This is a genomic window from Streptomyces sp. NPDC029122 (assembly GCF_055569445.1).
Genome location: NZ_JBVHWK010000013.1, coordinates 62,463 through 85,093, shown reverse-complemented (window position 1 = coordinate 85,093; position 22,631 = coordinate 62,463). Strand labels below are relative to the sequence as shown.

Below are 22,631 nucleotides of genomic sequence, written 5' to 3'. Positions count from 1 at the left end.
TGACCTGTTGGCCCCCGCGAGCCCCCGAGACCCTCCCGGTCTCCAGCATGCGCGCGTGACCCCTCCGCCGCCCGCCGGACGGGCAGCACCCGGGATCAGGCCGTCCCGCGCAGGTTGCCGCGCAGGACGTGCAGGCTGACGGCGACCACCCAGAACGGGAAGACCAGCTCCGTCCAGGGCACGCCGGAGCCGAGGACGAGCAGCACCAGCCCGGCGGCGAATCCGAGCGCGACCAGCGGACGGGGGAAGACGCCGAGACGGCGCCCGATGGTCGAGGTCACGAAGACGAAGACGGCCGCCATGCGCATCGCGTACGTCGTCAGCACGGTGTACGCGAAGGGGCGGCCGAACCCGGACGGCGGCACGGGCTCCTCGAGGACGGTCCCCGCCGCGGCGGCCGCGACGAACAGGGTGGCGACGAAGACGCAGCCGCTGCCGAGAAACACCGTCGAGACGAACCGGTCCTCCCCCTCGCCCGCGTGCGCGCGCAGGGCCCCCATGAACCACAGGAAGAAGATCCCGGCGAAGGGGACGATCTCCAGCGCCACGCGGACCGCCCAGCGGTGGTCCTCGGCGACGGGGGCGTCGGACGGGCTTCCGGAGGGGACGGCGAGGCGCATCAGCACGATCGCCGCCGCGAGCAGCACCGCGAAGACGAGCCCGGCCGCCCCGGCGGCCCGCGGCGTGCGCATGCGCCCGGTGGTGGACTCCATGCCTTCAGCAGGCGGCTCCCGCCCGGCCCCCGCCACCCGGGGGACCCCACGGGAGTGAACCCGCGCGCGGCGGGCCGGTCAGGCCACCGGTGCCGGAACCGGCTCCTCGGCGGGCTCGTCGGCCCCGTCGTGGTTGCCGTACCAGGCCACCGCGACCGCGCCGGCGACCGCCAGGACGAAGCCGGTCACCGCGAGCCACGCCAGGCCCGGGCGGGAGGCGTCGCCGAGCCACAGGACGCCGATCGCGCCCGGCAGCACCGTCTCGCCGACGACCAGGGCGGCGGTCGCGCCGTTCACCGAGCCGATCTGGAGGGCCACCGTGTGCAGGTACATGCCGCCGAAGCCCGCCACCAGGATGGCGTACAGGGCCGGGTCCATGAGGAACGTCACCGGGTCGAAGGGATCCACGCCGTCGAGGATGCGCACGCCCACGCCCAGCGCGCCGAAGGCCAGACCCGACAGCAGACCCGCCAGGATCGCGGCCCGGCCGCCGAGGAAGCGCACGGCCACCGTGCCGCCGACGATGATCACCAGGGTCACGGCCAGCAGCCACCAGTGCGTGGACATCGGGGCGTGGTGGTCGCCCTCGTGGCCGGCGGCGGTCGCCAGCAGCACCAGAGCCGCGCAGACGACCCCGATCGAGGTCCATTCCTTGCGGGTCAGCCGGATGCCCAGCATCTTCACGCTGAGGATGGCGGTGATCACCAGGTTGGCGCTGATCACCGTCTGGGAGAGGAACAGGGGCAGCATGCGGGCCGCCAGCGCGCCCAGCCCGAAGCCCACGAAGTCCAGGATGGTGCCGACGATGAACTCCCAGGTCATCGCGGCCTTGGCGGTGGAGGTCAGGTTCGGTCCGCCGTGGGCGGTCACCCCGGCGGCCTCGGGGGACATCCGGGCGGCGCGGCGCGAGCCCACGGCTTGCAGGACAGAGCCCGTGCCGTAGCAGATGGACGCCGCGACAGCGGTCAGCAGGCCTATGAGCACAGAGGGCTCCGTTCAACGTCTGGCAGTGAAAAGGCGGTACCTCTGCCAGACGTCGTAACGGGCCGGGAAGTTGCCTCCGGAAGAGATTTCTTTTGACCGGTTCTTTGCCCGCCCGGGGCTCAGGCCATGGCCGCGAGCACGTCCGGCACCTCGTCCACCGAGTCCACCAGTGCGATCCGGGACTCCATCGCCCGGCCCCGCGCCAGTTCCCGGAGCAGTGGCCAGACCGGCAGGCGAGTCGTCCAGTGGGCACGGTCAACCAGGACCATCGGGGTCGGCTCGGACCGCGACTCGTAGTAGTTCGGCGTCGCGTTGTCGAAGACCTCCTGCACGGTGCCGGCGGCGCCCGGCAGGAAGACCACGCCCGCGTTGCACCGGGCGAGCAGCCCGTCCTCGCGGGTGGCGTTGGCGAAGTACTTGGCGATCTGCCCCGCGAAGGCGTTCGGCGGCTCGTGCCCGTAGAACCAGGTGGGGATCCCGACCGAGTCGCCGCCCGCGGGCCAGCGCTCGCGTACGGCGAACGCCGCACGCGCCCAGTCGGTGACGGACGGGCAGAAGGAGGGCACCTTCGCCAGCAGCTCCAGCGCCTCGGGCAGGGCCTCGTCGGGCGCGGGCGCCAGGTAGGCGCCGAGGTTGGCGGCCTCCATCGCGCCGGGTCCGCCGCCGGTGGCGACCGTCAGCCCGGACCGGGACAGGGCCCGTCCCAGACCGGCCGCGCCGCGGTAGGCCGTACCGCCCCGGGCCATGGCGTGGCCGCCCATCACGCCGACGACGCGGGAGCCGGCGAGGCGTTCGTCGAGGGCGTCGGAGATGGCGTCGTCGTGGAGGGAGCGCAGCATGGAGGAGAACACGTCGCCGTCGGACCCGGTCTCCCGGAACCAGGCGTACGTCTGCGCGTCAGGGGTCGCCTCGTAGCCCTCGGCCAGCCCGGCGAACAGCTCCTCGGCGGTGTAGAGCAGACCCCGGTACGGGTTGAACGGCAGGTCCGGTATCGGCGGGAAGACGAGGGCGCCGTCCGCGCGGACCTTCACCGAGGCGTCGGGCTCCATCGCGCAGCCCAGGAACACGGCCGCCGAGGTGTCGGCGGAGAGCAGGGCGAAGGTCCGCTCGAGGAGGTTCAGCGACTGGATGCGGTAGCCGCTCAGTGAGCCGCCGGCGACGACCCGGTCGAATTCGGCGAGCGTCTCGATCTCGATGTCTGCGTTGACCATTCGGCCCACCCTAAGGGCCGGCCGTCTCAGCGGGTCAGCGCCAGGGACGTCAGCTGCGCCACACCCCAGCCGAGTCCCCCCGCCGCCCCCAGGAGCGCGACCGCCCGCAGGGCCACGGCGGTACGCAGCACCGTGCCCGGCGTGCCGAGCCCGGCCAGCGCCTCACGCTGGGCGGAGCGGGCCTGCCGGGCCTCGACCGCCGAGGAGAGCAGGGTCCCGGCCGCGCACAGGGCCACCAGGGCGGCGGCGGGGCCGGTCAGCGGCCCGAGCGGGGTGATCGGTTCGCCCTGGCCGCGCAGGGCGAGGGCGGTGAGGGCGGCCGCGCCGACGGCGGAGAGCACTCCGAGCGGCCGTCCCAGCCGGGGCGCTTCCTCCTGGAGCCCGCGCCCGGCCAGCAGCCGGAGCAGACCGGGCCGCAGCGCCTGCACCAGGGTCCCGCAGGCGTAGGCCAGTCCGGGCCCGGCGAGGGCGAGCCCGACCGCGATCAGTACGCAGCCCGCCGGCACGGCGGCTCCGGCGGGCCGGGCGTACGCCAGGGCGGCGAGCCCGCAGGCGGTGAGCGCCACCCCCCACGGCACACCGGTCTGCGGGGCCAGCCCGGAGTGCGGGGGGCGGGGGCGCAGGGCCAGGGCGGTGGCGGTGGCGGCCGTCAGCGGGACCAGGGCCAGCAGGGTGAGGGCGGCGGCCACCGGAAGGGGCCGGTCGGCGTGCAGCAGCCCGGCGGCGGCGCCGTCGAAGGGCAGTCCGGCGAGGTCGCCCCGCAGGTGGAGGAAGGCCGCCAGGGCCAGGGCGCTGCCGAGGGCGCAGGCGATGGCGGTGGAGACGGCCGCGACCAGGGTGAGGCGTAGGGGGCCCAGCCCGGCGGCGTCGAGCCCCTCGCGGGGCCGGGTCGCCGGGTCGGTGCGGGCGACGGCGACGGCGAACTGCACGGTGGCGGCGAGCGGCACCAGCGCCCACAGCAGCCGGGGGAACGATCCGGCGGGCAGGGCCGTCGCCTCCCCGAGGACGTACAGCAGGAGGAACCCGCTGCCGGCGGAGGCGGCCGCGACCAGCAGCCTGCGCAGCTGGACCAGGGGGCGGGAGCCGCGTACTAGGCGGAGAGGGAGCACGCGGCCTGGTCCTCCGTCGTCGGGCCGGCGGCCGCGGCGCCTGCCGGGCGGCCGTCGAGCAGGGCGAGGCCGCGGTCGGCGGCGGCCGCGGTCTCCTCGTCGTGGGTGGCGAGCAGGACGGTGATGCCGTGCGAGCGGGCGGCCGTGGTCAGGGTGCGCAGCAGCAGCGTGCGGTCGGCCCGGTGCAGCGGGGCGGTGGGCTCGTCGGCGAAGAGGACCGCGGGCTCGGCGATCAGGGCGCGGGCCAGGGCGACCCGCTGGGCCTCGGCTCGGTTCAGCGCGCCGGGGCGCTTGCGGGCGAAGACGTCGAGGTCGAGGCGCTCCAGCCATGCGCAGGCGGCACGGCGGGCGGCGCGGCGGGGGGTGCCGGCGAGCAGCAGGGGCAGGGCGGCGTTCTCCCAGATCTTGAGCTCGGGCAGCAGCTGTGGTTCGGGCCCGAGCCAGGCGAACCGGTCGCGGCGCAGGCGCTCGCGGGCGGCGGCGCCGAGGGTGTGGACGGGGACGCTGTTGAACCAGACCTCGCCCTGCTCGGGCACCAGCCGGCCGGCCAGACAGCGCAGCAGGGTGCTCTTGCCGCAGCCGCGCGGGCCGGTCACGGCGAGGATCTCGCCCTGGCGCACTCCGGCGGAGACACCGATCAGGCCGGGCGTACCGCTGTGGGAGTAGTGCAGGGACCGGGCCCAGAGCAGGTCGTCCTGCGGCGGGGCATGGTCGGGCCGGGCCTTGTCCGGTGGAGCCACCATGGCGTACACCTCCGTCCGGGGGAACGAAGCGGAGCCCTTTCGGTCACTGGCGCCGCATGGAGATGTAATGGGATGAACGTCTTGGATGCTGACAGCACACGGCCCGGATCCCCGCGTTCTACTCGAACGGAGGATCCGGGCCGTGTGTCGGGCCAGTGCGGCTCCGGACCGGTCAGAGCTTGGTCCACGCCTCGGTGAGCACCGAGCGCAGGATGCCTTCGATCTCGTCGAAGGTGCCCTGGTCGGCGATCAGCGGCGGGGCCAGCTGGATGACCGGGTCCCCGCGGTCGTCGGCGCGGCAGTACAGGCCGTTGTCGAAGAGCGCCTTGGAGAGGAAGCCGTAGAGCACGCGCTCGGTCTCCTCGTCCGTGAAGGACTCCTTGGTGACCTTGTCCTTGACGAGCTCGATGCCGTAGAAGAAGCCGTTGCCGCGGACGTCGCCGACGATCGGAAGGTCGTGGAGCTTCTTCAGGGTGTCGAAGAAGTTGCCCTCCTGGTCCAGCACGTGCTGGTTCAGGCCTTCCTTGTCGAAGATGTCGAGGTTGGCGATGGCCACGGCGGAGGACACCGGGTGCCCGCCGAAGGTGTAGCCGTGCAGGAAGGTGTTGTCGCCCTTGTAGAACGGCTCCGCGATGCGGTCCGAGACGATGCAGGCGCCGATCGGGGAGTAGCCCGAGGTCATGCCCTTGGCGCAGGTGATCATGTCCGGTACGTAGCCGAACTTGTCACAGGCGAACATCGTGCCGAGGCGGCCGAACGCGCAGATCGTCTCGTCGGAGACGAGCAGCACGTCGTAGGTGTCGCAGATCTCGCGGACCCGCTGGAAGTAGCCGGGCGGGGGCGGGAAGCAGCCGCCGGCGTTCTGTACGGGCTCCAGGAAGACGGCCGCGACGGTGTCGGGGCCCTCGAAGAGGATCTGCTGCTCGATCTGGTCGGCGGCCCAGCGGCCGAAGGCCTCCGGGTCGTCGCCGTGGATCGGGGCGCGGTAGATGTTGGTGTTGGGCACCTTGTGCGCGCCGGGGACCAGCGGCTCGAAGGGGGCCTTCAGCGCCGGCAGGCCGGTGATGGACAGGGCGCCCTGCGGGGTGCCGTGGTAGGCGACCGCACGCGAGATGACCTTGTACTTGGTGTGCTTGCCCTTCAGCTTGAAGTACTGCTTGGCGAGCTTCCAGGCGGTCTCGACGGCCTCGCCGCCACCCGTGGTGAAGAAGACCTTGTTCAGGTCGCCCGGGGCGTAGTCGGCCAGGCGCTCGGCGAGCTCGACGGCCTTGGGGTGCGCGTACGACCACACGGGGAAGAACGCGAGCTCCTGCGCCTGCTTATACGCGACCTCGGCCAGCTCCTTGCGGCCGTGACCGGCGTTGACCACGAACAGTCCGGCGAGACCGTCCAGGTAGCGCTTGCCCTTGTCGTCGAAGATGTAGGTGCCCTCACCCCGCACGATGGTGGGGACGGGCGCGTTCTCGTACGACGACATGCGGGTGAAGTGCATCCACAGGTGGTCGTACGCGGTTTTGGAGAGGTCCTGGCTCACGGGCTATCGAGTTCCCCACATGTAGGTCTGCTTCTTCAGCTTCAGGTAAACGAAGCTTTCGGTTGATCGCACGCCGGGGAGCGTGCGGATCTTCTTGTTGATCGTTTCGAGCAGGTGGTCGTCGTCCTCGCAGACGATCTCCACCATCAGGTCGAACGACCCCGCGGTCATCACGACGTACTCGCACTCGGCCATGGCGGTCAGGGCGTCGGCCACCGGGTCGAGGTCTCCCTCGACGTTGATGCCGACCATTGCCTGACGCCGCAGGCCCACGGTGAGCGGGTCCGTCACGGCGACGATCTGCATGACGCCCTGGTCGAGCAGCTTCTGTACGCGCTGGCGCACCGCCGCTTCGGACAGGCCCACGGCCTTGCCGATCGATGCATAGGGACGGCGGCCGTCCTCCTGCAGTTGCTCGATGATCGCCAGGGACACAGCATCGACCGAAGGGGACGGTTGTCTGTTCCTGGAATCTGCGCTTCGACTGACCACGACCTCACTGTGCACGAGGAGTCGTCTGTTCCGCAACCCGGAACCGATGAAATTCGTTGTTGCTGGTCTTCGATTGCACGGATTTCGTAGGTGGTGACGTCCGGCTCTGTCGAAAGCGTCGACGGAGAGGCTAGGCTTGGTGGGTCGTCTCAATCGTTGGACATGGGATCAGGAGAGTGGCTGTAGTGACCACCGAACTGCGTCGTCTGCGCAACTACATCGGCGGGGAGTTCAAGGACGCCGCTGACGGGCGGACCACCGACGTGGTCAACCCCGCGACCGGCGAGGTGTACGCCACCGCCCCGCTGTCGGGCCAGGCGGACGTCGACGCCGCCATGGCGGCCGCCGCTGCCGCCTTCCCGGGCTGGCGCGACACCACGCCCTCGGAGCGCCAGAAGGCGCTGCTGAAGATCGCGGACGCCTTCGAGGCGCGCGCCGACGAGCTGGTCGCCGCCGAGTCGGAGAACACCGGCAAGCCCCTGGCCCTGACGGCCAGCGAGGAACTGCCCCCGATGGTGGACCAGATCCGCTTCTTCGCGGGCGCCGCGCGCCTGCTCGAGGGCCGCTCGGCCGGCGAGTACATGGAGGGGATGACCTCGATCATCCGCCGTGAGCCGGTCGGCGTCTGCGCCCAGGTGGCGCCGTGGAACTACCCGATGATGATGGCCGTGTGGAAGTTCGCCCCGGCGATCGCCGCGGGCAACACCGTCGTCCTCAAGCCCTCGGACACCACCCCGGCCTCGACGGTCCTGATGGCCGAGATCATCGACTCGATCCTGCCCAAGGGCGTCTTCAACGTCGTCTGCGGCGACCGTGAGACCGGCAAGGCCATGGTCGAGCACTCCACCCCGGCGATGGCCTCCATCACCGGCTCGGTGCGCGCCGGCATGCAGGTCGCCGAGAGCGCGTCCAAGGACGTCAAGCGCGTCCACCTGGAGCTCGGCGGCAAGGCCCCGGTCGTGGTCTTCGAGGACGCCGACCTGGCCAAGGCCGTCGAGGACATCGCGGTCGCCGGCTACTTCAACGCCGGCCAGGACTGCACGGCCGCCACCCGCGTGCTCGTCCACGAGTCCATCCACGACGAGTTCGTTTCCGCGCTCGCCAAGGCCGCCGCCGACACCAAGACCGGCCAGCCGGACGACGAGGACGTGCTGTACGGCCCGCTGAACAACCCGAACCAGCTCAAGCAGGTCGCGGGCTTCATCGAGCGCCTCCCCGCCCACGCCAAGGTCGAGGCGGGCGGCCACCGGGTCGGCGAGAAGGGCTACTTCTACGCCCCGACCGTCGTCTCCGGCCTCAAGCAGGACGACGAGATCATCCAGAACGAGGTCTTCGGCCCCGTCATCACGGTCCAGTCCTTCACCGACGAGGCCCAGGCCCTCGAGTACGCGAACGGCGTCGAGTTCGCCCTCGCGTCCTCCGTCTGGACCAAGGACCACGCGCGCGCCATGCGCATGTCCAAGAACCTCGACTTCGGCTGCGTGTGGATCAACACCCACATCCCGCTCGTCGCCGAGATGCCGCACGGCGGCTTCAAGAAGTCCGGCTACGGCAAGGACCTGTCCGCCTACGGCTTCGAGGACTACACCCGCATCAAGCACGTGATGACCTCGCTCGACGCCTGATCCGCGGCCGTCGCACCGGCGGCGGCGCACTGATCACCGCAGGGCCCTGACGGGGCGGGCAGTAGACATCTTGTCTATTGCCCGCCCCGTCGTGCTGTCCGAGGGTGAGGCCATGCCTGAACTCGTCTCCCGTCGCGCCGCGCTGCGCGGCCTCGGTGCCGCGGGTCTGCTCGCCGCCCTGGCCGGCTGCGGTGTGCCCGCCGCGTACGTCCCGGAGGGCCGGCGCGGGGGCCAGGACCTCTCGGACCGCGACCGCGCCCTCGCCTTCTCCAACTGGCCCCTCTACATCGACACCGACGACCAGGACGAGGAGAGCCGTCCGACGCTGGAGGCCTTCACCCGGAAGACCGGCATCGAAGTCCGCTACACCGAGGAGATCAACGACAACGACGAGTTCTTCGGCAAGGTCGGCCCGGCCCTGATGAACCACCAGCCGACCGGCCACGACCTGGTCGTGGTCAGCGACTGGATGGCCGCCCGCTTCGTCCGCCTCGGCTGGGCCCAGAGGATGGACCGCTCGGCGCAGCCCAACGTCGCCGGACACCTGGATCCGCAGCTGCGTTCCCCCGCCTTCGACGAGGGCCGGTTGCACACCGTCCCCTGGCAGTCCGGGATCACCGGTATCGCCTACAACCGCAAGGCACTGGGCCGGGAGATCAAATCCGTCAGGGACCTCTGGCACCCGGACCTCGCGGGCAGGGTGACCCTCTTCTCGGGGCTCGACGAATCCTTCTCCCTGCTGATGCAGGGCGACGGCACCGACGTCACCCGCTGGACAGAATCCGACTTCCACCGGATGTGCGACCAGGTCGAGAGCATGGTGAAGAGGAAACACATCCGCCGCTTCACCGGCAACGACTACACCTCCGATCTCGGCAAGGGCGACGTCCTGGCCTGCCAGGCCTACTCGGGCGACGTCATCCAGCTCCGGGCCGACAACCCCGACATCGAGTTCGTGGTCCCCGAGGAGGGCGCCGAGCTGTGGGCCGAGAGCCTGCTCGTCCCGAACCTCGCCCGGCACAAGGCCAACGCCGAGGCGCTCGTCGACCACTACTACGACCCGGCGGTGGCGGCCGAGCTCGCGGCGGCCGTCAACTACGTCTGCCCGGTGCCCGCCGCCCGTGACGTCCTGGCCGCCTCCCCGGACAAGGAGACCGCCCGACTGGCCGAGAACCCGCTGATCTTCCCCGACGAGGCGATGCGCGCACGTCTCGCCGTCGCCCGGGACATCTCCTCCGCCGAACGCCCCTCCTTCGCCAAACGCTGGAACGCCATCGTCGGACTGTGACCACGGTCCGGCCGGACGCGCCTCCGGGGAGAGGGCGGCACCGGCCGGCCGCCGCCGGCTACTTGGCGAACGCCGCCCCGACGATGCCGTAGGCCACCCGGTTCATCTCCCGCCCCTTGGCATCGGTGGAGTTCACCGAGTAGACGAGGGTGCGGGACAGGTCGCGGGTGCCGCCGATGACCGTGCTGTAGCCGTGGCGCGCCCCCGTCTTGCCGTAGACCTTCGTGCCGTCCTCCAGGAGGAACTCCTTCATGCCGGCCGTCTGCACGGCGTGCGCGCCGGTCTCGCTCGCGGCGTCCGGCACGTCGGGCACCGTGAACATCTCCTCGAGCTGCCCCTTCGGGACGACCTTGCCGCCGAACAGCGCCACCGTGAAGCGCTCCAGGTCCGCCGTGGTCGATATCAGGTCCCCGGCAGCCCAGTTGGAGGAGGAGTTCCACTCCGATACGTCCACCAGCGAACTGCTCCCGTCGGCCCCCTCCACCGCCTGGTAGCCGTGGTTGTGGGCGCCGGGTATGCGGTTCTGGGTACGGGACGGGAACGAGGTGTGGCGCAGGCCCAGCGGCTTGGTGATCCGGTCGGCCACGGCCTTCTCGTATGTCGTCCCCGTCAGCCTCTCGATCAGCACCCCCAGCACCGTGTAGTGGATGTTGCTGTAGCGCTGCTTCTCACCCGGGTCGTACTCGGGGCCCTTGGCCACCGCGTTGGCGATCAGCGCCCGCGGGTCGACCACGTCGAACCGGTGCGCGTACTCGTCCTCGAAGGCGTCTCCGGGGCCGTCGGCGGACCGCAGGCCGCTCGTGTAGTTCAGCAGTTCCCGCACCTTGACCGGCTTGAAGCCGCCCGGGCCGCCCGGCAGCAGCCCGGGAAGGTACTCCTGCACCGGCCGGTCGAGGTCCACCCGGCCTTCGGCGGCGAGCTGGAGCACCACCGCCGCCGTGAAGGTCTTCGTCACCGATCCGGCCCGGAAGCGGGCGTTCTCGATCGCGGCGCGCCCGCTGCGGACGTCCGCGACGCCCGAGCTGCCGCGCCAGCCGCCGCTCGTACCGCCCACCCGGACCAGAGCCGCCGTCGCGTCCTTGTGCCGCGCCCCGACACCCGCGATCGCCTTCTCCAGGGCCGCCGCGTCCGGCGGCGTGGTGAAGACGGGCGGGGCGATCCCCGCCGAGACGGGCGCCGGCGCCGGAGCGGCCTGCGCGGCGGCCACCGGTCCGGCGGCGACCCCCAGGACCAGAGCGGCGGCGATCAGCGTGCGCGTACGTGCCTTCATGACGGTTCCCCCTGTGTGCGGTCCGTTCCGCGGGGCCGGCTGCCCCGATGACCTCAATGCTGCGGGTCACGGGGGCAGTCGCGGATCACCAGCGAGAGGGGTCTTCAGCGGTACGACAACTCACCGGCGCGAGGGATCCGACACGCCGCCGCCTCCCTCCCCGGAGGGAGAGACCCCGGAGGGAGAGACCCCGGCGCGAGGACTTCCGACGGCCGCCGCCCCCGTCCCGCCTCCCGCGTCCCCCGCCCCCGTCCGACCCGCCGCGATCAGCCCCGTCTCGTACGCGCAGATCACCGCCTGGATCCGGTCCCGCAGCCCCAGCTTCGCCAGCACGTTCCCCACGTGCGACTTCACCGTGTGCTCGCTCACCACCAGCGCCGCCGCGATCTCCGCGTTCGACAGCCCCCGTCCCAGGTGGAGCAGCGTCTCCCGCTCCCGCGCGGTCAGCACCTCCAGCCGCTCCGCGGCGAGCGCGGGAACGGAGGGCCGGGCCGTCGCCGCCGTGTACTCCTCGATCACCCTCCGCGCCACCGACGGCGCCAGCAGCGACTCGCCCGCCGCGACCACCCGTACCGCGTGCACCAGGTCGTCCCGCCGCACGTCCTTCAGCAGGAAGCCGCTCGCCCCCGCGTGCAGCGCCTCGTACACGTACTCGTCCGAGTCGAAGGTCGTCAGCATCACCACCCGGCACGCACTGCCCGCCGAGATCGCCCGGCAGGCCTCGATCCCGTCCAGCACCGGCATCCGGACGTCCAGCAGCGCCACGTCCGGCGCGAGCCGCTCCACGGCCGCCACCGCCGCGGCCCCGTCGCCGGCCTCCGCCACGACCTCGATGTCCTCCTGGACGTCCAGGATCATCGCGAAGCCGCTGCGCACCAGCTCCTGGTCGTCGGCCACCACCACACGGATCGTCAATTCCCCACCTCCAGCGGTGAGGCTACCGAGGCCGGCAGGGTCACCCGCACCGTGAATCCCCGCCCGTCCGCCCCCGGGCCGGTCCGCGCCGTCCCGCCGTGCGCCGCCGCCCGCTCACGGATCCCGATCAGCCCGTGCCCGCCGCCCGCGGTGGGCGCCGGGCCCCGGCCGTCGTCCGTGACCGTCACCGTCAGCGCGTCCACCCCGTACTCCAGGCGTACCTCCACCATCGAGGCCCCCGCGTGCTTCACCACGTTCGTCAGCGCCTCCTGCACCACCCGGTGCACCGTCGCCTCCAGCGCCGCCGGCAGGTCGCGCACCCCGCCCGTCCGCCCGTACGACACCCCGAGCCCGCCGGCCCGCACCCGGTCCAGGAGCACCGGCAGCTCCCCGATCCCCGGCTGCGGCGCACGCGGAGCCGCCGCCGGCTCCTCCGCCCGCAGCACCCCCAGCATCGTCCGCAGCTGCGCCATCGCGTCCCGCCCCGTCTCGGCGATCGCCTCGAACGCCGCCTCCGCCCGGGCCGGGGCCGCGCGCACCGCCACCGGCCCGGCCTCCGCCTGCACGATCATGATGCTGACCGCGTGCGAGAGGATGTCGTGCATCTCCCGGGCTATACGGGCCCGTTCACGCGCGGCCGCCTGCTCGGCCTCGATCCGGTTCGCCCGCTCCAGCTGCGCCGCCCGGTCCTCGACGGCCGCGGTGTAGGCCTGCCGGGTGGCCTGGAGCCGCCCCAGCGCGAAGGCCGCCGCGAAGACGAACAACGAGAACAGCAGCTCCCGCGCCGACCCGGTGTTGAGCGCCACGGAGACGGCGATCACCACCGTCAGGAGCCCGCCCATGAGGAGCCGCACCCGCGCCGGGCTGAGCAGCGCGATCGTGTAGACGCAGATCAGCCCGGCGTACGGCAGCGGCTGCCCGGGACCGTCCAGGCCCAGCTGGTAGACGGAGCCCGCCGCGATCACCCCGAGCACCGCCGTCACCGGGGCCCGACGCCGCCACACCAGCGGCACCGTGCCCAGCGTCGTCACCAGGTACGCGGTCCAGGTGGCCGGTGGATGCTGCGGGTCGCGGGGCACCACGAACGGGATGGTCGTCGCCACCTGCACCAGCAGCGCCAGCCCCAGGTCCTGCCAGCGCGGGTCCGCCCGCAGCACCCGCCCGCGCAGCCCTCCGCCCGGCGGGCGGGTCACCGGCCGAGCTCGGCCCGCACGGCGGCCAGCGCGTCCACCCGGTTCGTGGTGACGGAGTCCACCCCGGCCCTCAGCAGGCGGCGCATCGACCGCTTGGTGTCCGCCGTCCAGGCCGACACCAGCAGTCCGTCCCGGTGCAGGGCCCGCGTCAGTTCCCGGCTGACCAGGCCGAAGCGGTAGTTGAGCCAGCGCGGGGCCACGGCGTCGATCAGCACCCGGCGCGGCGGCGACAGGGTGGTCCAGGTCAGCGCGATCTCCGCGCCCGGGTCCGCGGCGCGGACCGCGAGCATGGTGTTCGGCCCGGCGCAGTAGTACGTACGGTCGCGCGCCCCGCATTCGCGCACCAGGCCGACGACCGTCTTCACCGTCTCGTACGCGGCGCCCGGCAGGTCGATCATGAGCCGCCCGTCCTCGGCCCCGGCCTCCGTCAGTGCCTGGCGCAGCGTCGGGACCCGGCCGTCCGTGAGCTCCTTCAACTGGGCCGCCGTGACGGCGTCGAGCCGCACGTCGTGCCCCCACAGCCGCTCCAGCGTCTCGTCGTGGAGCAGGACCGGCACGCCGTCGCGGGTCAGCCGTACGTCGACCTCCACCGCGTCCGCCCCCCGGGCGAAGGCGGAGCGGACGGAGGCGAGGGTGTTCTCACGGAACCGGTAGGGATCGCCGCGGTGACCGACGGCAGTCAGGTTGCTCATGCGTCCCATTCTCGGGGGCGCGGGGATCAAGTGGAGTCAGCGGGCGAGCCATTCGCTGGTGTACGCGTCGATCTCCGCGACGAGCTCCGCCTTGCCGGCCGGGTCCAGGAAGGAGGCCTCGACGGCGTTCTTGGCGAGCTGCGCGAGGCCGCGCTCGTCGAGGTCGAGGAGCCGGGCGGCCACCGCGTACTCGTTGTTGAGGTCGGTGCCGAACATCGGCGGGTCGTCGCTGTTGATGGTGACGAGCACTCCCGCCGCCACCATCTCCTTGACGGGGTGCCGGTCGAGGTCGGTCACCACGCGGGTGGCGATGTTGGAGGTCGGGCAGACCTCCAGTGCGATCCGGTTGTCCGCGAGGTACTTCAGCAGTTCCGGGTCCTGCGGGGCGGTGGTGCCGTGGCCGATGCGCTCGGCGCCCAGCTCGCGGATGGCGTCCCAGATGGTTTCCGGCCCGGTGCTCTCGCCCGCGTGCGGGACGCTGTGCAGGCCGGCGGCGCGGGCCGCGTCGAAGTACGGCTTGAACTGGGGGCGCGGGACGCCGATCTCGGGGCCGCCCAGGCCGAAGGAGACCAGGCCCTCGGGGCGCAGGTCGACCGCGAGGCGGGCGGTCTCGGCGGCGGCCTCGGGGCCGGCCTCGCCGGGGATGTCGAAGCACCAGCGCAGGATGACGCCGAGCTCGGTCTCGGCCGCCTTGCGGGCGTCCTCGATGGCCTCCATGAAGGCGTTCTCGTCGATGCCGCGGCGGGTGGAGGAGTAGGGGGTGATGGTGAGTTCGGCGTAGCGGATGTTCTGCCGGGCCATGTCACGGGCCACTTCGAAGGTGAGGGTGCGGACGTCGTCCGGAGTGCGGACCAGGTCGACGACCGACAGGTAGACCTCGATGAAGTGGGCGAAGTCGGTGAAGGTGAAGTAGTCGGCCAGCGCCTCGGGGTCGGTGGGGACCTTCGAGTCGGGGTGGCGGGAGGCGAGTTCTGCCACGATGCGCGGGGACGCCGAGCCGACGTGGTGGACGTGGAGTTCGGCCTTGGGCAGCCCCGCGATGAAGGGGTGCAGGTCGGGCATGGGGGCCTCCGGGAGGACACGGGTCGGGCGGTTCGGCCTCATCGTAGGCAGGCCCCGGCGGTGTCGGCGGCAGCGCTTAGCATGGCCGTACGAGAGAGGGGGGCGCCGTATGACCGACCACAGCCCTGAACCGAGGGACCCGTGGGCGCCGCCCGAGCGGCCGGCGGCCGGCCCGGAGAAGCCGCCGGGCGCGCAGCCGGCCCCGCCGGTGCACGAGCAGCCGACGGTGGTGGGCATGCCCGGCGCGGACCCGGCGCCCGACCCCTCCGGATATCCGCCGCCCCAGCCGGTCCCGCCGGCCGCCGCTGCGTACCCGCAGCCGCCGGCCCCCGGGTCCGCGTACGGGTACCCGGCGCAGCCGGCCGGCGGCGCGTACGCCTACCCGGGCCCGCCCGTGCCGCCGGGTTATCCCGGCTACCCGGGCCAGCCCGGTCACCCGGGGTACCCCGGATATCCGGGCGGGCCGGGATACTTGGGGTACCCGTACGCCGTGCCGCCCGCGAGCAACGGCTTCGGGATCACCGCCCTCGTGCTCGGCATCCTCTCGGTGTTCGTCTGCGCCACCATGGTCGGCCCGATCGCCCTCGGTATCGCGGCGATCGTCTTCGGGGCGCTGGGCAGGGGCAAGGCGGCCCGGGGCGAAGCCACCAACGGCGGTGTGGCGCTGGCCGGCATCATCCTCGGCGCGGTCGGGGTCGTGCTCGGCATAGGCATGACGCTGCTCGTCTTCTTCGTTCCCGAGCTCGAGGACTACGACGGCGGCAGCGACTCCCCGTCCTCCGTGTCCCAGATCGACACGCCCCGCGAACGGGTCTGAGCGGCCGCCCCGCTCCGGCCGGCCCCTCCAGCCGCCCCCTCCGCCCCGGGTCAGAGCGGGGCGGCCGACAGCAGCGTCGGCACCATGTACGGCCCGTCCGGCGCGGCGCGGGTCAGCGGGACCCAGGCGAGCCCCACCATCCGGGGGCACGGGCACTCCAGGTCCCCGTCGACCCCCAGGACCGGCTCACCGGGCGCCACCTCCACCCGGAAGCAGGTGGTCCACCCCGAGGGGTACGGCGCCTCGAAGGCGTACCGCACCTCCAGGGGGCGCAGCCCCGTCTCCTCGGCCACCTCCCGCCGGACCGCCGCCTCCAGATCCTCCCCGGGCTCCACTCCGCCCCCGGGCAGCGTCCAGTACTCCGCCCCGTCATGGAGCCCGGACGCCCCCCGGTGCCGCTCGCGCACCATCAGGAGGAGACCGTCGCGCACGATGACGGCCGCCACCCGGAGCCGCCGCGTCACGCCGCCTCCGCGCGGAGCCGCTCCCGGGCCTCCATCAGGGCGAAGCCGAGCAGGTTCAGGCCGCGCCAGCGGGCGGGCTGGAGCGCCCGCTCGTCATCGGCGGCGAGCCCGATGCCCCAGACCCGGTCCAGCGGGCTCGCCTCGACCAGCACCCGCGTCCCCGTGCCCAGCAGGTAGGAGCGCAGCGCGCGGTCGGAGCCGAACTTGTGCACGCTGCCCGCCACGACCAGCGCGAACCGCTCCCGCTCCCAGACCGTCTCGTCGAACCGGCGCACCAGCCGTCCGGCCTTCTTCGCCGCCGCCGGACTGCGGGCCTCCAGCGCGGCGCGCTCGGCTTCCGCGTCTCCGAACAGGCGCGCCTTCCCGGCCATCATCCAGTGCTCGGCCGTGGCGTACCGGACGTCACCCACAGTGAAGGGAGACGGCCACCACTGGCTCAGGCAGCTCGGCCCGAGCCTGCCGTCGGGCTGCGGCCGGTGCCCCCAGAACGGCAGGTACTTCACCCGCTGACCCCGGCTGACCTGCTCGATCAGCGTGTCCAACATGTCCATGCACGCGAGTGTCGCAGTCACCACTGACACTTCGTACGGGATTTCGGGGATGCCTCGACATATGGTCGACCGATTCCGTCGCGTGATCAAAAGGCAACAACGGAATCCCTTGGCGCGGGGGAACGCCTCTGCCAGGATCGGCACTCAATTCGAGCTGTAGCTACGGAGAGCGTGAGAGCGATGGGTAACCGCTTCCAGGTCAAGGACCGCTTCGCAGACGGCGCGCAGTACATCGACGGACGGCTCCGCCCCGGCACCTCGGGGCGGTCGCACACCGTGGTCGACCCCGCCACCGGCGAAGAGGTGCTCACGTACGAGCTGGCCGGCCCGGCCGACGTGGACGAGGCGGTGGCCGCCGCCAAGCGGGCCTTCCCCGCGTGGTCGGCCGCCACTCCGGGTGAGCGCTCGGACGCCCTGCACCGGCTGGCCGGCGTACTGGCGGACCAGGCGGAGGACTTCGCGTACGCCGAGTCCCTCCAGTGCGGCAAGCCGCTCAGGCTGTCGACGGAGTTCGACGTGCCGGGGACCATCGACAACACCGCCTTCTTCGCCGGCGCGGCCCGCCACCTCCAGGGCCAGGCGGCCGGCGAGTACTCGGGGGACCACACCTCCTACGTGCGCCGGGAGGCCATCGGGGTCGTCGGCTCCATCGCCCCCTGGAACTACCCCCTCCAGATGGCCGCCTGGAAGATCCTCCCGGCCATCGCCGCGGGCAACACGATCGTCCTCAAGCCCGCCGAGCTCACCCCGCTGACCTCCCTGATGTTCGCCCAGGCGGCCAAGGAGGCGGGGATCCCCGACGGCGTGGTCAACATCGTCACCGGTGCCGGGCGCGACGCCGGCGAGCACCTGGTGGGCCACCCCGACGTGGTGATGACCTCCTTCACCGGCTCCACCGCCGTCGGCAGGAGGGTCGCCGAGATCGCGACCGCCACCGTCAAGCGGCTCCACCTGGAGCTCGGCGGCAAGGCGCCCTTCGTCGTCTTCGACGACGCCGACCTGGAGGCCGCCGCCCAGGGCGCGGTCGCCGCCTCGCTCATCAACACCGGCCAGGACTGCACCGCCGCCACCCGCGCCTATGTGCAGCGCCCCCTGCACGACGCCTTCACGGCCCGCGTCGCCGAGCTGATGGAGACCGTCCGCCTCGGCGACCCCTTCGCGCCGACCACCGACCTCGGCCCGCTCGTCTCGCACGCCCAGCGCGACCGGGTCGCCGCGTTCGTCGAGCGCGCCCGCTCGTACGCCACCGTCGTCACCGGCGGCGAGATCCCGCGGACCGGGGAAGGGGGCGGCAGCCTCGCCGCGGGCGCGTACTACCGGCCGACCCTCATCCGCGACGCCGCGCAGGACAGCGAGGCCGTCCAGTCCGAGATCTTCGGCCCGGTCCTGGTGGTCCTGCCCTTCGACACCGACGACGAGGGCCTGGCCCTGGCCAACGACACCCCGTACGGTCTCGCGGCCTCCGCCTGGACCCGCGACCTCTACCGGGCGGGCCGCGCCACCCGCGAGCTCAAGGCGGGCTGCGTCTGGGTCAACGACCACATCCCGATCATCAGCGAGATGCCGCACGGCGGCTACAAGGCCAGCGGCTTCGGGAAGGACATGAGCGCCTACTCGTTCGAGGAGTACACGCAGGTCAAGCATGTGATGTTCGACAATACTGCGGTGGCCGCGAAGGATTGGCACCGCACGATCTTCGGGGACCGACAGAAGCCGGCCGTCTGACCAGTGGCCATTCCTCCCGAAAGGGCAACGCGCATGGAGCAGTTCGAGCCCGACCGCCTCTCGGCGGCGCAGACCGCCGCGATGCGGCGCAGCCTCAGCAGCGGACGGGGCGCCCTCACCCGCCGCTCGCTGCTGCGCGCCTCCGGCGTCGGGGCGCTCACCCTGGGCGGCCTCTCGGCCCTCACCGCCTGCGGCATCCCGCCCGCCAAGCGCGAGGGCGGCGCCGTGGCGTCCGACGACCACTCGGGCAAGGAGAAGGAGATCGTCTTCTCCAACTGGACCGAGTACATGGACACCAGCGACGACGAGAAGACCCGTCCCACGCTGGAGGAGTTCACCAAGCGGACCGGGATCCAGGTCAAGTACACCGAGGACATCAACGACAACGTCGAGTTCTTCGGCAAGATCCGCCCGCAGCTCGCGGCCGGCCAGGACACCGGCCGCGACCTGATCGTCGTCACCGACTGGCTCGCCGCCCGCATCATCCGTCTCGGCTGGGCGCAGAAGCTGGACCCCTCCCACCTCCCGCACGCCTACGCCAACCTGATCCCCCAGTTCCGCAACCCCGACTGGGACCCGGGCCGCGCCCACAGCTACCCCTGGACCGGCATCGACACCGTCATCGCCTACAACTCCAAGGCCACCGACGGCAAGAAGGTCGACTCCGTCACCCAGCTCCTCGACGACCCCTCGCTCAAGGGCCGCGTGGGCTTCCTCACCGAGATGCGCGACAGCGTCGGCATGACCCTGCTCGACCAGGGCAAGGACCCGGCGAACTTCACCACCGCCGACTTCGACACGGCGGTCGGCCGCCTCCAGAAGGGCGTGGACACCCAGCAGATCCGCCGCTTCACCGGCAACGACTACACCGCCGACCTCGACAAGGGCGACCTGGCGGCCTGTCTCGCCTGGGCGGGCGACGTCATCCAGCTCCAGGCCGGCAACCCGGACATCAAGTACGCGATCCCCGCCGCCGGATACATCACCTCCAGCGACAACCTGCTGGTCCCCGTCAAGGCGCGGCACAAGGCCAACGCCGAGAAGCTCATCGACTACTACTACCAGCCCGAGGTCGCGGCCCGGCTGGCCGCGTTCATCAGCTACGTCTGCCCCGTCGACGGCGTCAAGGAAGAGCTCGCCAAGATCGACCCGGCGCTCGCGGACAACCCGCTGATCGTGCCGGACAAGGAGATGGCAGCCAAGGCCCACGCCTTCCGCTCCCTCACCAGCGAGGAAGAGACGGCGTACGAGGAGAAGTTCGCCAAGCTCATCGGCGCCTGACCGGGCCACGCACCGGCACCCCCACCCGCGCCCCGTCCGTCCCCTTCCCCCGACACACCACCGAAGGCCCAGGCCCATGACCGACAAGACCGCGAGCGGCGACGTACGCCTCGCCGGGATCAGCAAGCACTACGGCTCCTTCACCGCCGTGCACCCGCTGGACCTCACCATTCCCCAGGGCTCCTTCTTCGCCCTGCTCGGCGCCTCGGGCTGCGGGAAGACCACCACCCTGCGCATGATCGCCGGCCTGGAGGAGCCCTCCACCGGCACCATCGGCCTCGGCGACCGCGAGGTCACCCACCTGCCGCCGTACAAGCGCCCGGTGAACACCGTCTTCCAGAGCTACGCCCTGTTCCCGCACATGGACGTCTTCGAGAACATCGCGTTCGGCCTGCGCCGCCGCGGTGTCGCTTCCGTCAGGAAGCAGGTCGACGAGATGATCGGCCTCGTCCAGCTCGGAGAGCACGCCCGCAAGAAGCCGCACCAGCTCTCCGGCGGGCAGCAGCAGCGCGTGGCCGTCGCCCGCGCCCTCATCAACCACCCCCAGGTGCTGCTGCTCGACGAGCCGCTGGGAGCCCTCGACCTCAAGCTGCGCCGCCAGATGCAGCTGGAGCTCAAGCGGATCCAGACCGAGGTGGGCATCACCTTCGTCCACGTCACGCACGACCAGGAGGAGGCCATGACCATGGCCGACACGGTCGCCGTGATGAACGGCGGCCGCGTCGAGCAGCTGGGTGCCCCCGCCGAGCTGTACGAGAACCCGCGCACCACCTTCGTCGCCAACTTCCTCGGCACCTCCAACCTCATCGAGGCATACGTCGAGTCCACCGGGTCCGACGTGACCGTCTCCGCCTCGGGCACCACGCTGCGACTGCCCACCGCCCGGTGCTCGACCACGCCCCGCGCGGGCGGGAAGCTCCTCGTGGGCGTGCGCCCCGAGAAGATCTCCCTGGTCCCGGCGGCCGAGGAGTCCGCCGTCGCGGCCGGCCGCAACAAGGTCGCGGGCAAGATCGCCGACTCCTCGTTCATCGGCGTCTCCACCCAGTTCGTGATCGACAGCCAGGTCTGCCCGGGGCTGGAGGTGTACGTCCAGAACATCGAACGGGACAGCCGCCTCGTCCCCGGCGCCGACGTCGTCCTGCACTGGAACCCGGAGCACACCTTCGGCCTGGACGCCGCCCAGGACATAGAGGCCGGCATCGAGACCGTCGAGGAGGGCGCATGACGGCCACCGCGGCGCCCCCCGAGGCCTCCGCGCCCGCCGGGCCCCCGGTCCACCGGGCGGCCCTGAAGAAGCGCCTGGTCCCGTACTGGCTGCTGCTCCCCGGCATCCTGTGGCTGCTCGTCTTCTTCGTGCTGCCGATGGTCTACCAGGCCTCCACCTCGGTGCAGACCGGCTCGCTCGAGGAGGGCTTCGAGGTCACCTGGCACTTCCGGACCTACTGGGACGCCCTGACCGAGTACCTCCCGCAGTTCCTGCGCTCCCTGCTCTACGCCGGCACCGCGACCGCGCTGTGCCTGCTGCTCGGCTACCCGCTGGCCTACCTGATCGCCTTCAAGGCGGGCCGCTGGCGCAACCTGCTGCTCGTCCTCGTCATCGCCCCCTTCTTCACCAGCTTCCTGATCCGCACCCTGGCCTGGAAGACGATCCTGGCCGACGGCGGCCCGGTGGTCGGCGCCCTCGACGCGGTGGGCTTCCTGGACGTCACCAGCTGGCTCGGGATGACCGAGGGCAGCCGGGTCCTGGCCACACCGCTCGCGGTGGTCTGCGGCCTGACGTACAACTTCCTCCCCTTCATGGTCCTGCCGCTCTACACCTCGCTGGAGCGCATCGACACCCGCCTCCACGAGGCCGCGGGCGACCTGTACGCCACCCCCGCCACGGTGTTCCGCAAGGTCACCTTCCCGCTGTCGATGCCGGGCGTGGTCTCCGGGACCCTGCTCACCTTCATCCCGGCGAGCGGCGACTACGTGAACGCCGAACTGCTCGGCTCCACCGACACCCGGATGATCGGCAACGTCATCCAGTCGCAGTACCTGCGGATCCTCGACTACCCGACGGCGGCCGCGCTGTCCTTCATCCTCATGGCCATCGTGCTGATCATGGTCACCATCTACATCCGCCGAGCGGGGACGGAGGACCTGGTCTGATGCGTTGGCTCCGCCGCAATCTCGTGGTCATCGCGGGCCTCGCCACGCTCGCGTACCTGATCCTGCCGAACGTCGTCGTGACGGTGTTCTCCTTCAACAACCCCACCGGGCGGTTCAACTACGCCTGGCAGGAGTTCTCCCTCGACGCGTGGAAGGACCCCTGCGGGGTCGCCGACCTGTGCGGCTCCCTCGCGCTCTCCCTCCAGATCGCCCTGTGGGCCACCATCGGCGCCACGGTCCTCGGCACCGCCATAGCCTTCGCGCTGGTCCGCTACCGGTTCCGGGCGCGCGGCGCGGTGAACTCGCTGATCTTCCTGCCGATGGCCATGCCCGAGATCGTGATGGCGGCCTCGCTGCTCGCCCTCTTCCTCAACATGGGCATCCAGCTGGGCTTCTGGACCATCCTCATCGCCCACGTGATGTTCTGCCTCAGCTTCGTCGTCGCCGCCGTCAAGGCACGCGTCCTGTCGATGGACCCGCGTCTGGAGGAGGCCGCCCGCGACCTCTACGCCGGACCGGCGCAGACCTTCCTGAGGGTCACCCTGCCGATCGCGGCCCCCGGAATCGCGGCGGGCGCGCTGCTGTCCTTCGCGCTCTCCTTCGACGACTTCATCATCACCAACTTCAACTCGGGCAACACCGTCACCTTCCCCATGTTCGTGTGGGGATCGGCCCAGCGCGGTACGCCCGTCCAGATCAACGTCATCGGCACGGCGATGTTCGTCATCGCGGTGCTGGTGGTCCTCGCCGGCCAGTGGGCCGGCAACCGCCGCAAGAAGGCACAACCGAAGTAGATCCCGTAGGGAGTTGG

Annotated in this window: 22 protein-coding genes; 8 read left to right on the top strand and 14 right to left on the bottom strand. The window is 71.8% G+C overall.

The annotated features are described in order from the left end of the window. Positions 1 to 95: 95 nt before the first annotated feature. The 7 genes from ACZ4WZ_RS17375 to ACZ4WZ_RS17345 all read right to left on the bottom strand — a co-directional run bounded on the left by ACZ4WZ_RS17375 (position 96) and on the right by ACZ4WZ_RS17345 (position 6,801). Entirely contained in the window at positions 96 to 713 is a 618-nt protein-coding gene (locus tag ACZ4WZ_RS17375) for a hypothetical protein (RefSeq protein WP_467891050.1), read from the bottom strand. 78 nt (positions 714 to 791) lie between these two features. Beyond that, positions 792 to 1,697 (bottom strand): DMT family protein, encoded by a 906-nt coding sequence (locus ACZ4WZ_RS17370; RefSeq protein WP_467891048.1) that lies wholly within the window; start codon positions 1,695 to 1,697, stop codon positions 792 to 794. Positions 1,698 to 1,816: 119 nt separating this feature from the next. Then, on the bottom strand, positions 1,817 to 2,908 hold the full coding sequence (locus ACZ4WZ_RS17365; protein ID WP_467891046.1) for an LOG family protein: 1,092 nt from the start codon (positions 2,906 to 2,908) through the stop codon (positions 1,817 to 1,819). 26 nt (positions 2,909 to 2,934) lie between these two features. Next, positions 2,935 to 4,017, bottom strand: a complete 1,083-nt coding sequence (locus tag ACZ4WZ_RS17360) for a hypothetical protein (protein ID WP_467891044.1) — start codon at positions 4,015 to 4,017, stop codon at positions 2,935 to 2,937. Further along, complete coding sequence (locus tag ACZ4WZ_RS17355) at positions 3,999 to 4,760, bottom strand: ABC transporter ATP-binding protein (RefSeq protein ID WP_467891041.1); 762 nt, start codon at positions 4,758 to 4,760, stop codon at positions 3,999 to 4,001. Before ACZ4WZ_RS17355 ends, ACZ4WZ_RS17360 begins: the two co-directional genes overlap by 19 nt. A gap of 172 nt (positions 4,761 to 4,932) precedes the next feature. Next, the gene (locus ACZ4WZ_RS17350; RefSeq protein WP_388941956.1) at positions 4,933 to 6,294 is read right to left on the bottom strand and encodes an aspartate aminotransferase family protein; all 1,362 of its coding nucleotides are present in this window, start codon (positions 6,292 to 6,294) and stop codon (positions 4,933 to 4,935) included. A 3-nt stretch (positions 6,295 to 6,297) separates the two neighbouring features. Then, positions 6,298 to 6,801, bottom strand: coding sequence for an Lrp/AsnC family transcriptional regulator (locus ACZ4WZ_RS17345; RefSeq protein ID WP_007266859.1), 504 nt, complete (start codon positions 6,799 to 6,801; stop codon positions 6,298 to 6,300). 170 nt (positions 6,802 to 6,971) lie between these two features. On the opposite strand from ACZ4WZ_RS17345, the gene ACZ4WZ_RS17340 reads away from it, so the two are divergent. Further along, positions 6,972 to 8,411: a gamma-aminobutyraldehyde dehydrogenase gene (locus ACZ4WZ_RS17340; protein WP_467891037.1), complete on the top strand. Its 1,440-nt coding sequence runs from the start codon at positions 6,972 to 6,974 to the stop codon at positions 8,409 to 8,411. 112 nt (positions 8,412 to 8,523) lie between these two features. Beyond that, on the top strand, positions 8,524 to 9,699 hold the full coding sequence (locus ACZ4WZ_RS17335) for a polyamine ABC transporter substrate-binding protein (protein WP_467891034.1): 1,176 nt from the start codon (positions 8,524 to 8,526) through the stop codon (positions 9,697 to 9,699). A gap of 58 nt (positions 9,700 to 9,757) precedes the next feature. Here the strand turns inward: ACZ4WZ_RS17335 and ACZ4WZ_RS17330 are convergent, their stop codons facing one another. From ACZ4WZ_RS17330 to ACZ4WZ_RS17310, 5 genes are all read right to left on the bottom strand, one after another. Beyond that, the gene (locus tag ACZ4WZ_RS17330; protein ID WP_467891031.1) at positions 9,758 to 10,969 is read right to left on the bottom strand and encodes a serine hydrolase domain-containing protein; all 1,212 of its coding nucleotides are present in this window, start codon (positions 10,967 to 10,969) and stop codon (positions 9,758 to 9,760) included. A 120-nt stretch (positions 10,970 to 11,089) separates the two neighbouring features. Further along, complete coding sequence (locus tag ACZ4WZ_RS17325; RefSeq protein ID WP_467891028.1) at positions 11,090 to 11,884, bottom strand: response regulator; 795 nt, start codon at positions 11,882 to 11,884, stop codon at positions 11,090 to 11,092. Then, complete coding sequence (locus ACZ4WZ_RS17320) at positions 11,881 to 13,077, bottom strand: sensor histidine kinase (RefSeq protein ID WP_467891025.1); 1,197 nt, start codon at positions 13,075 to 13,077, stop codon at positions 11,881 to 11,883. The genes ACZ4WZ_RS17325 and ACZ4WZ_RS17320 overlap by 4 nt, the downstream gene beginning before the upstream one ends. Further along, entirely contained in the window at positions 13,074 to 13,778 is a 705-nt protein-coding gene (locus ACZ4WZ_RS17315; protein ID WP_467891022.1) for a glycerophosphodiester phosphodiesterase, read from the bottom strand. Before ACZ4WZ_RS17315 ends, ACZ4WZ_RS17320 begins: the two co-directional genes overlap by 4 nt. 27 nt (positions 13,779 to 13,805) lie before the next feature. Then, on the bottom strand, positions 13,806 to 14,831 hold the full coding sequence (locus tag ACZ4WZ_RS17310; RefSeq protein ID WP_467891019.1) for an adenosine deaminase: 1,026 nt from the start codon (positions 14,829 to 14,831) through the stop codon (positions 13,806 to 13,808). Between the two features lie 109 nt (positions 14,832 to 14,940). On the opposite strand from ACZ4WZ_RS17310, the gene ACZ4WZ_RS17305 reads away from it, so the two are divergent. Further along, complete coding sequence (locus ACZ4WZ_RS17305; RefSeq protein WP_467891017.1) at positions 14,941 to 15,648, top strand: DUF4190 domain-containing protein; 708 nt, start codon at positions 14,941 to 14,943, stop codon at positions 15,646 to 15,648. Between the two features lie 50 nt (positions 15,649 to 15,698). On the opposite strand, the gene ACZ4WZ_RS17300 is transcribed toward ACZ4WZ_RS17305, so the two are convergent. Both ACZ4WZ_RS17300 and ACZ4WZ_RS17295 read right to left on the bottom strand, forming a co-directional pair. After that, positions 15,699 to 16,112, bottom strand: a complete 414-nt coding sequence (locus ACZ4WZ_RS17300) for an NUDIX domain-containing protein (protein WP_467891014.1) — start codon at positions 16,110 to 16,112, stop codon at positions 15,699 to 15,701. Beyond that, positions 16,109 to 16,663 (bottom strand): NADAR family protein, encoded by a 555-nt coding sequence (locus ACZ4WZ_RS17295; protein WP_467891012.1) that lies wholly within the window; start codon positions 16,661 to 16,663, stop codon positions 16,109 to 16,111. The genes ACZ4WZ_RS17300 and ACZ4WZ_RS17295 overlap by 4 nt, the downstream gene beginning before the upstream one ends. Positions 16,664 to 16,843: 180 nt before the next feature. Between ACZ4WZ_RS17295 and ACZ4WZ_RS17290 the strand changes: the two genes are divergently transcribed. The 5 genes from ACZ4WZ_RS17290 (at position 16,844) to ACZ4WZ_RS17270 (ending at position 22,614) form a co-directional block, all read left to right on the top strand. Further along, on the top strand, positions 16,844 to 18,388 hold the full coding sequence (locus ACZ4WZ_RS17290; RefSeq protein WP_467891008.1) for a gamma-aminobutyraldehyde dehydrogenase: 1,545 nt from the start codon (positions 16,844 to 16,846) through the stop codon (positions 18,386 to 18,388). A 33-nt stretch (positions 18,389 to 18,421) separates the two neighbouring features. Continuing rightward, on the top strand, positions 18,422 to 19,669 hold the full coding sequence (locus tag ACZ4WZ_RS17285) for a polyamine ABC transporter substrate-binding protein (protein ID WP_467891006.1): 1,248 nt from the start codon (positions 18,422 to 18,424) through the stop codon (positions 19,667 to 19,669). Between the two features lie 76 nt (positions 19,670 to 19,745). Further along, the gene (locus ACZ4WZ_RS17280) at positions 19,746 to 20,894 is read left to right on the top strand and encodes an ABC transporter ATP-binding protein (protein ID WP_467891003.1); all 1,149 of its coding nucleotides are present in this window, start codon (positions 19,746 to 19,748) and stop codon (positions 20,892 to 20,894) included. Beyond that, positions 20,891 to 21,820 carry an ABC transporter permease gene (locus ACZ4WZ_RS17275; RefSeq protein ID WP_467891000.1) on the top strand — a complete coding sequence of 310 codons (930 nt, stop codon included), beginning with the start codon at positions 20,891 to 20,893 and terminating at the stop codon, positions 21,818 to 21,820. Before ACZ4WZ_RS17280 ends, ACZ4WZ_RS17275 begins: the two co-directional genes overlap by 4 nt. After that, positions 21,820 to 22,614, top strand: coding sequence for an ABC transporter permease (locus ACZ4WZ_RS17270; protein WP_467890998.1), 795 nt, complete (start codon positions 21,820 to 21,822; stop codon positions 22,612 to 22,614). The genes ACZ4WZ_RS17275 and ACZ4WZ_RS17270 overlap by 1 nt, the downstream gene beginning before the upstream one ends. The last annotated feature ends 17 nt before the right edge of the window (positions 22,615 to 22,631 follow it).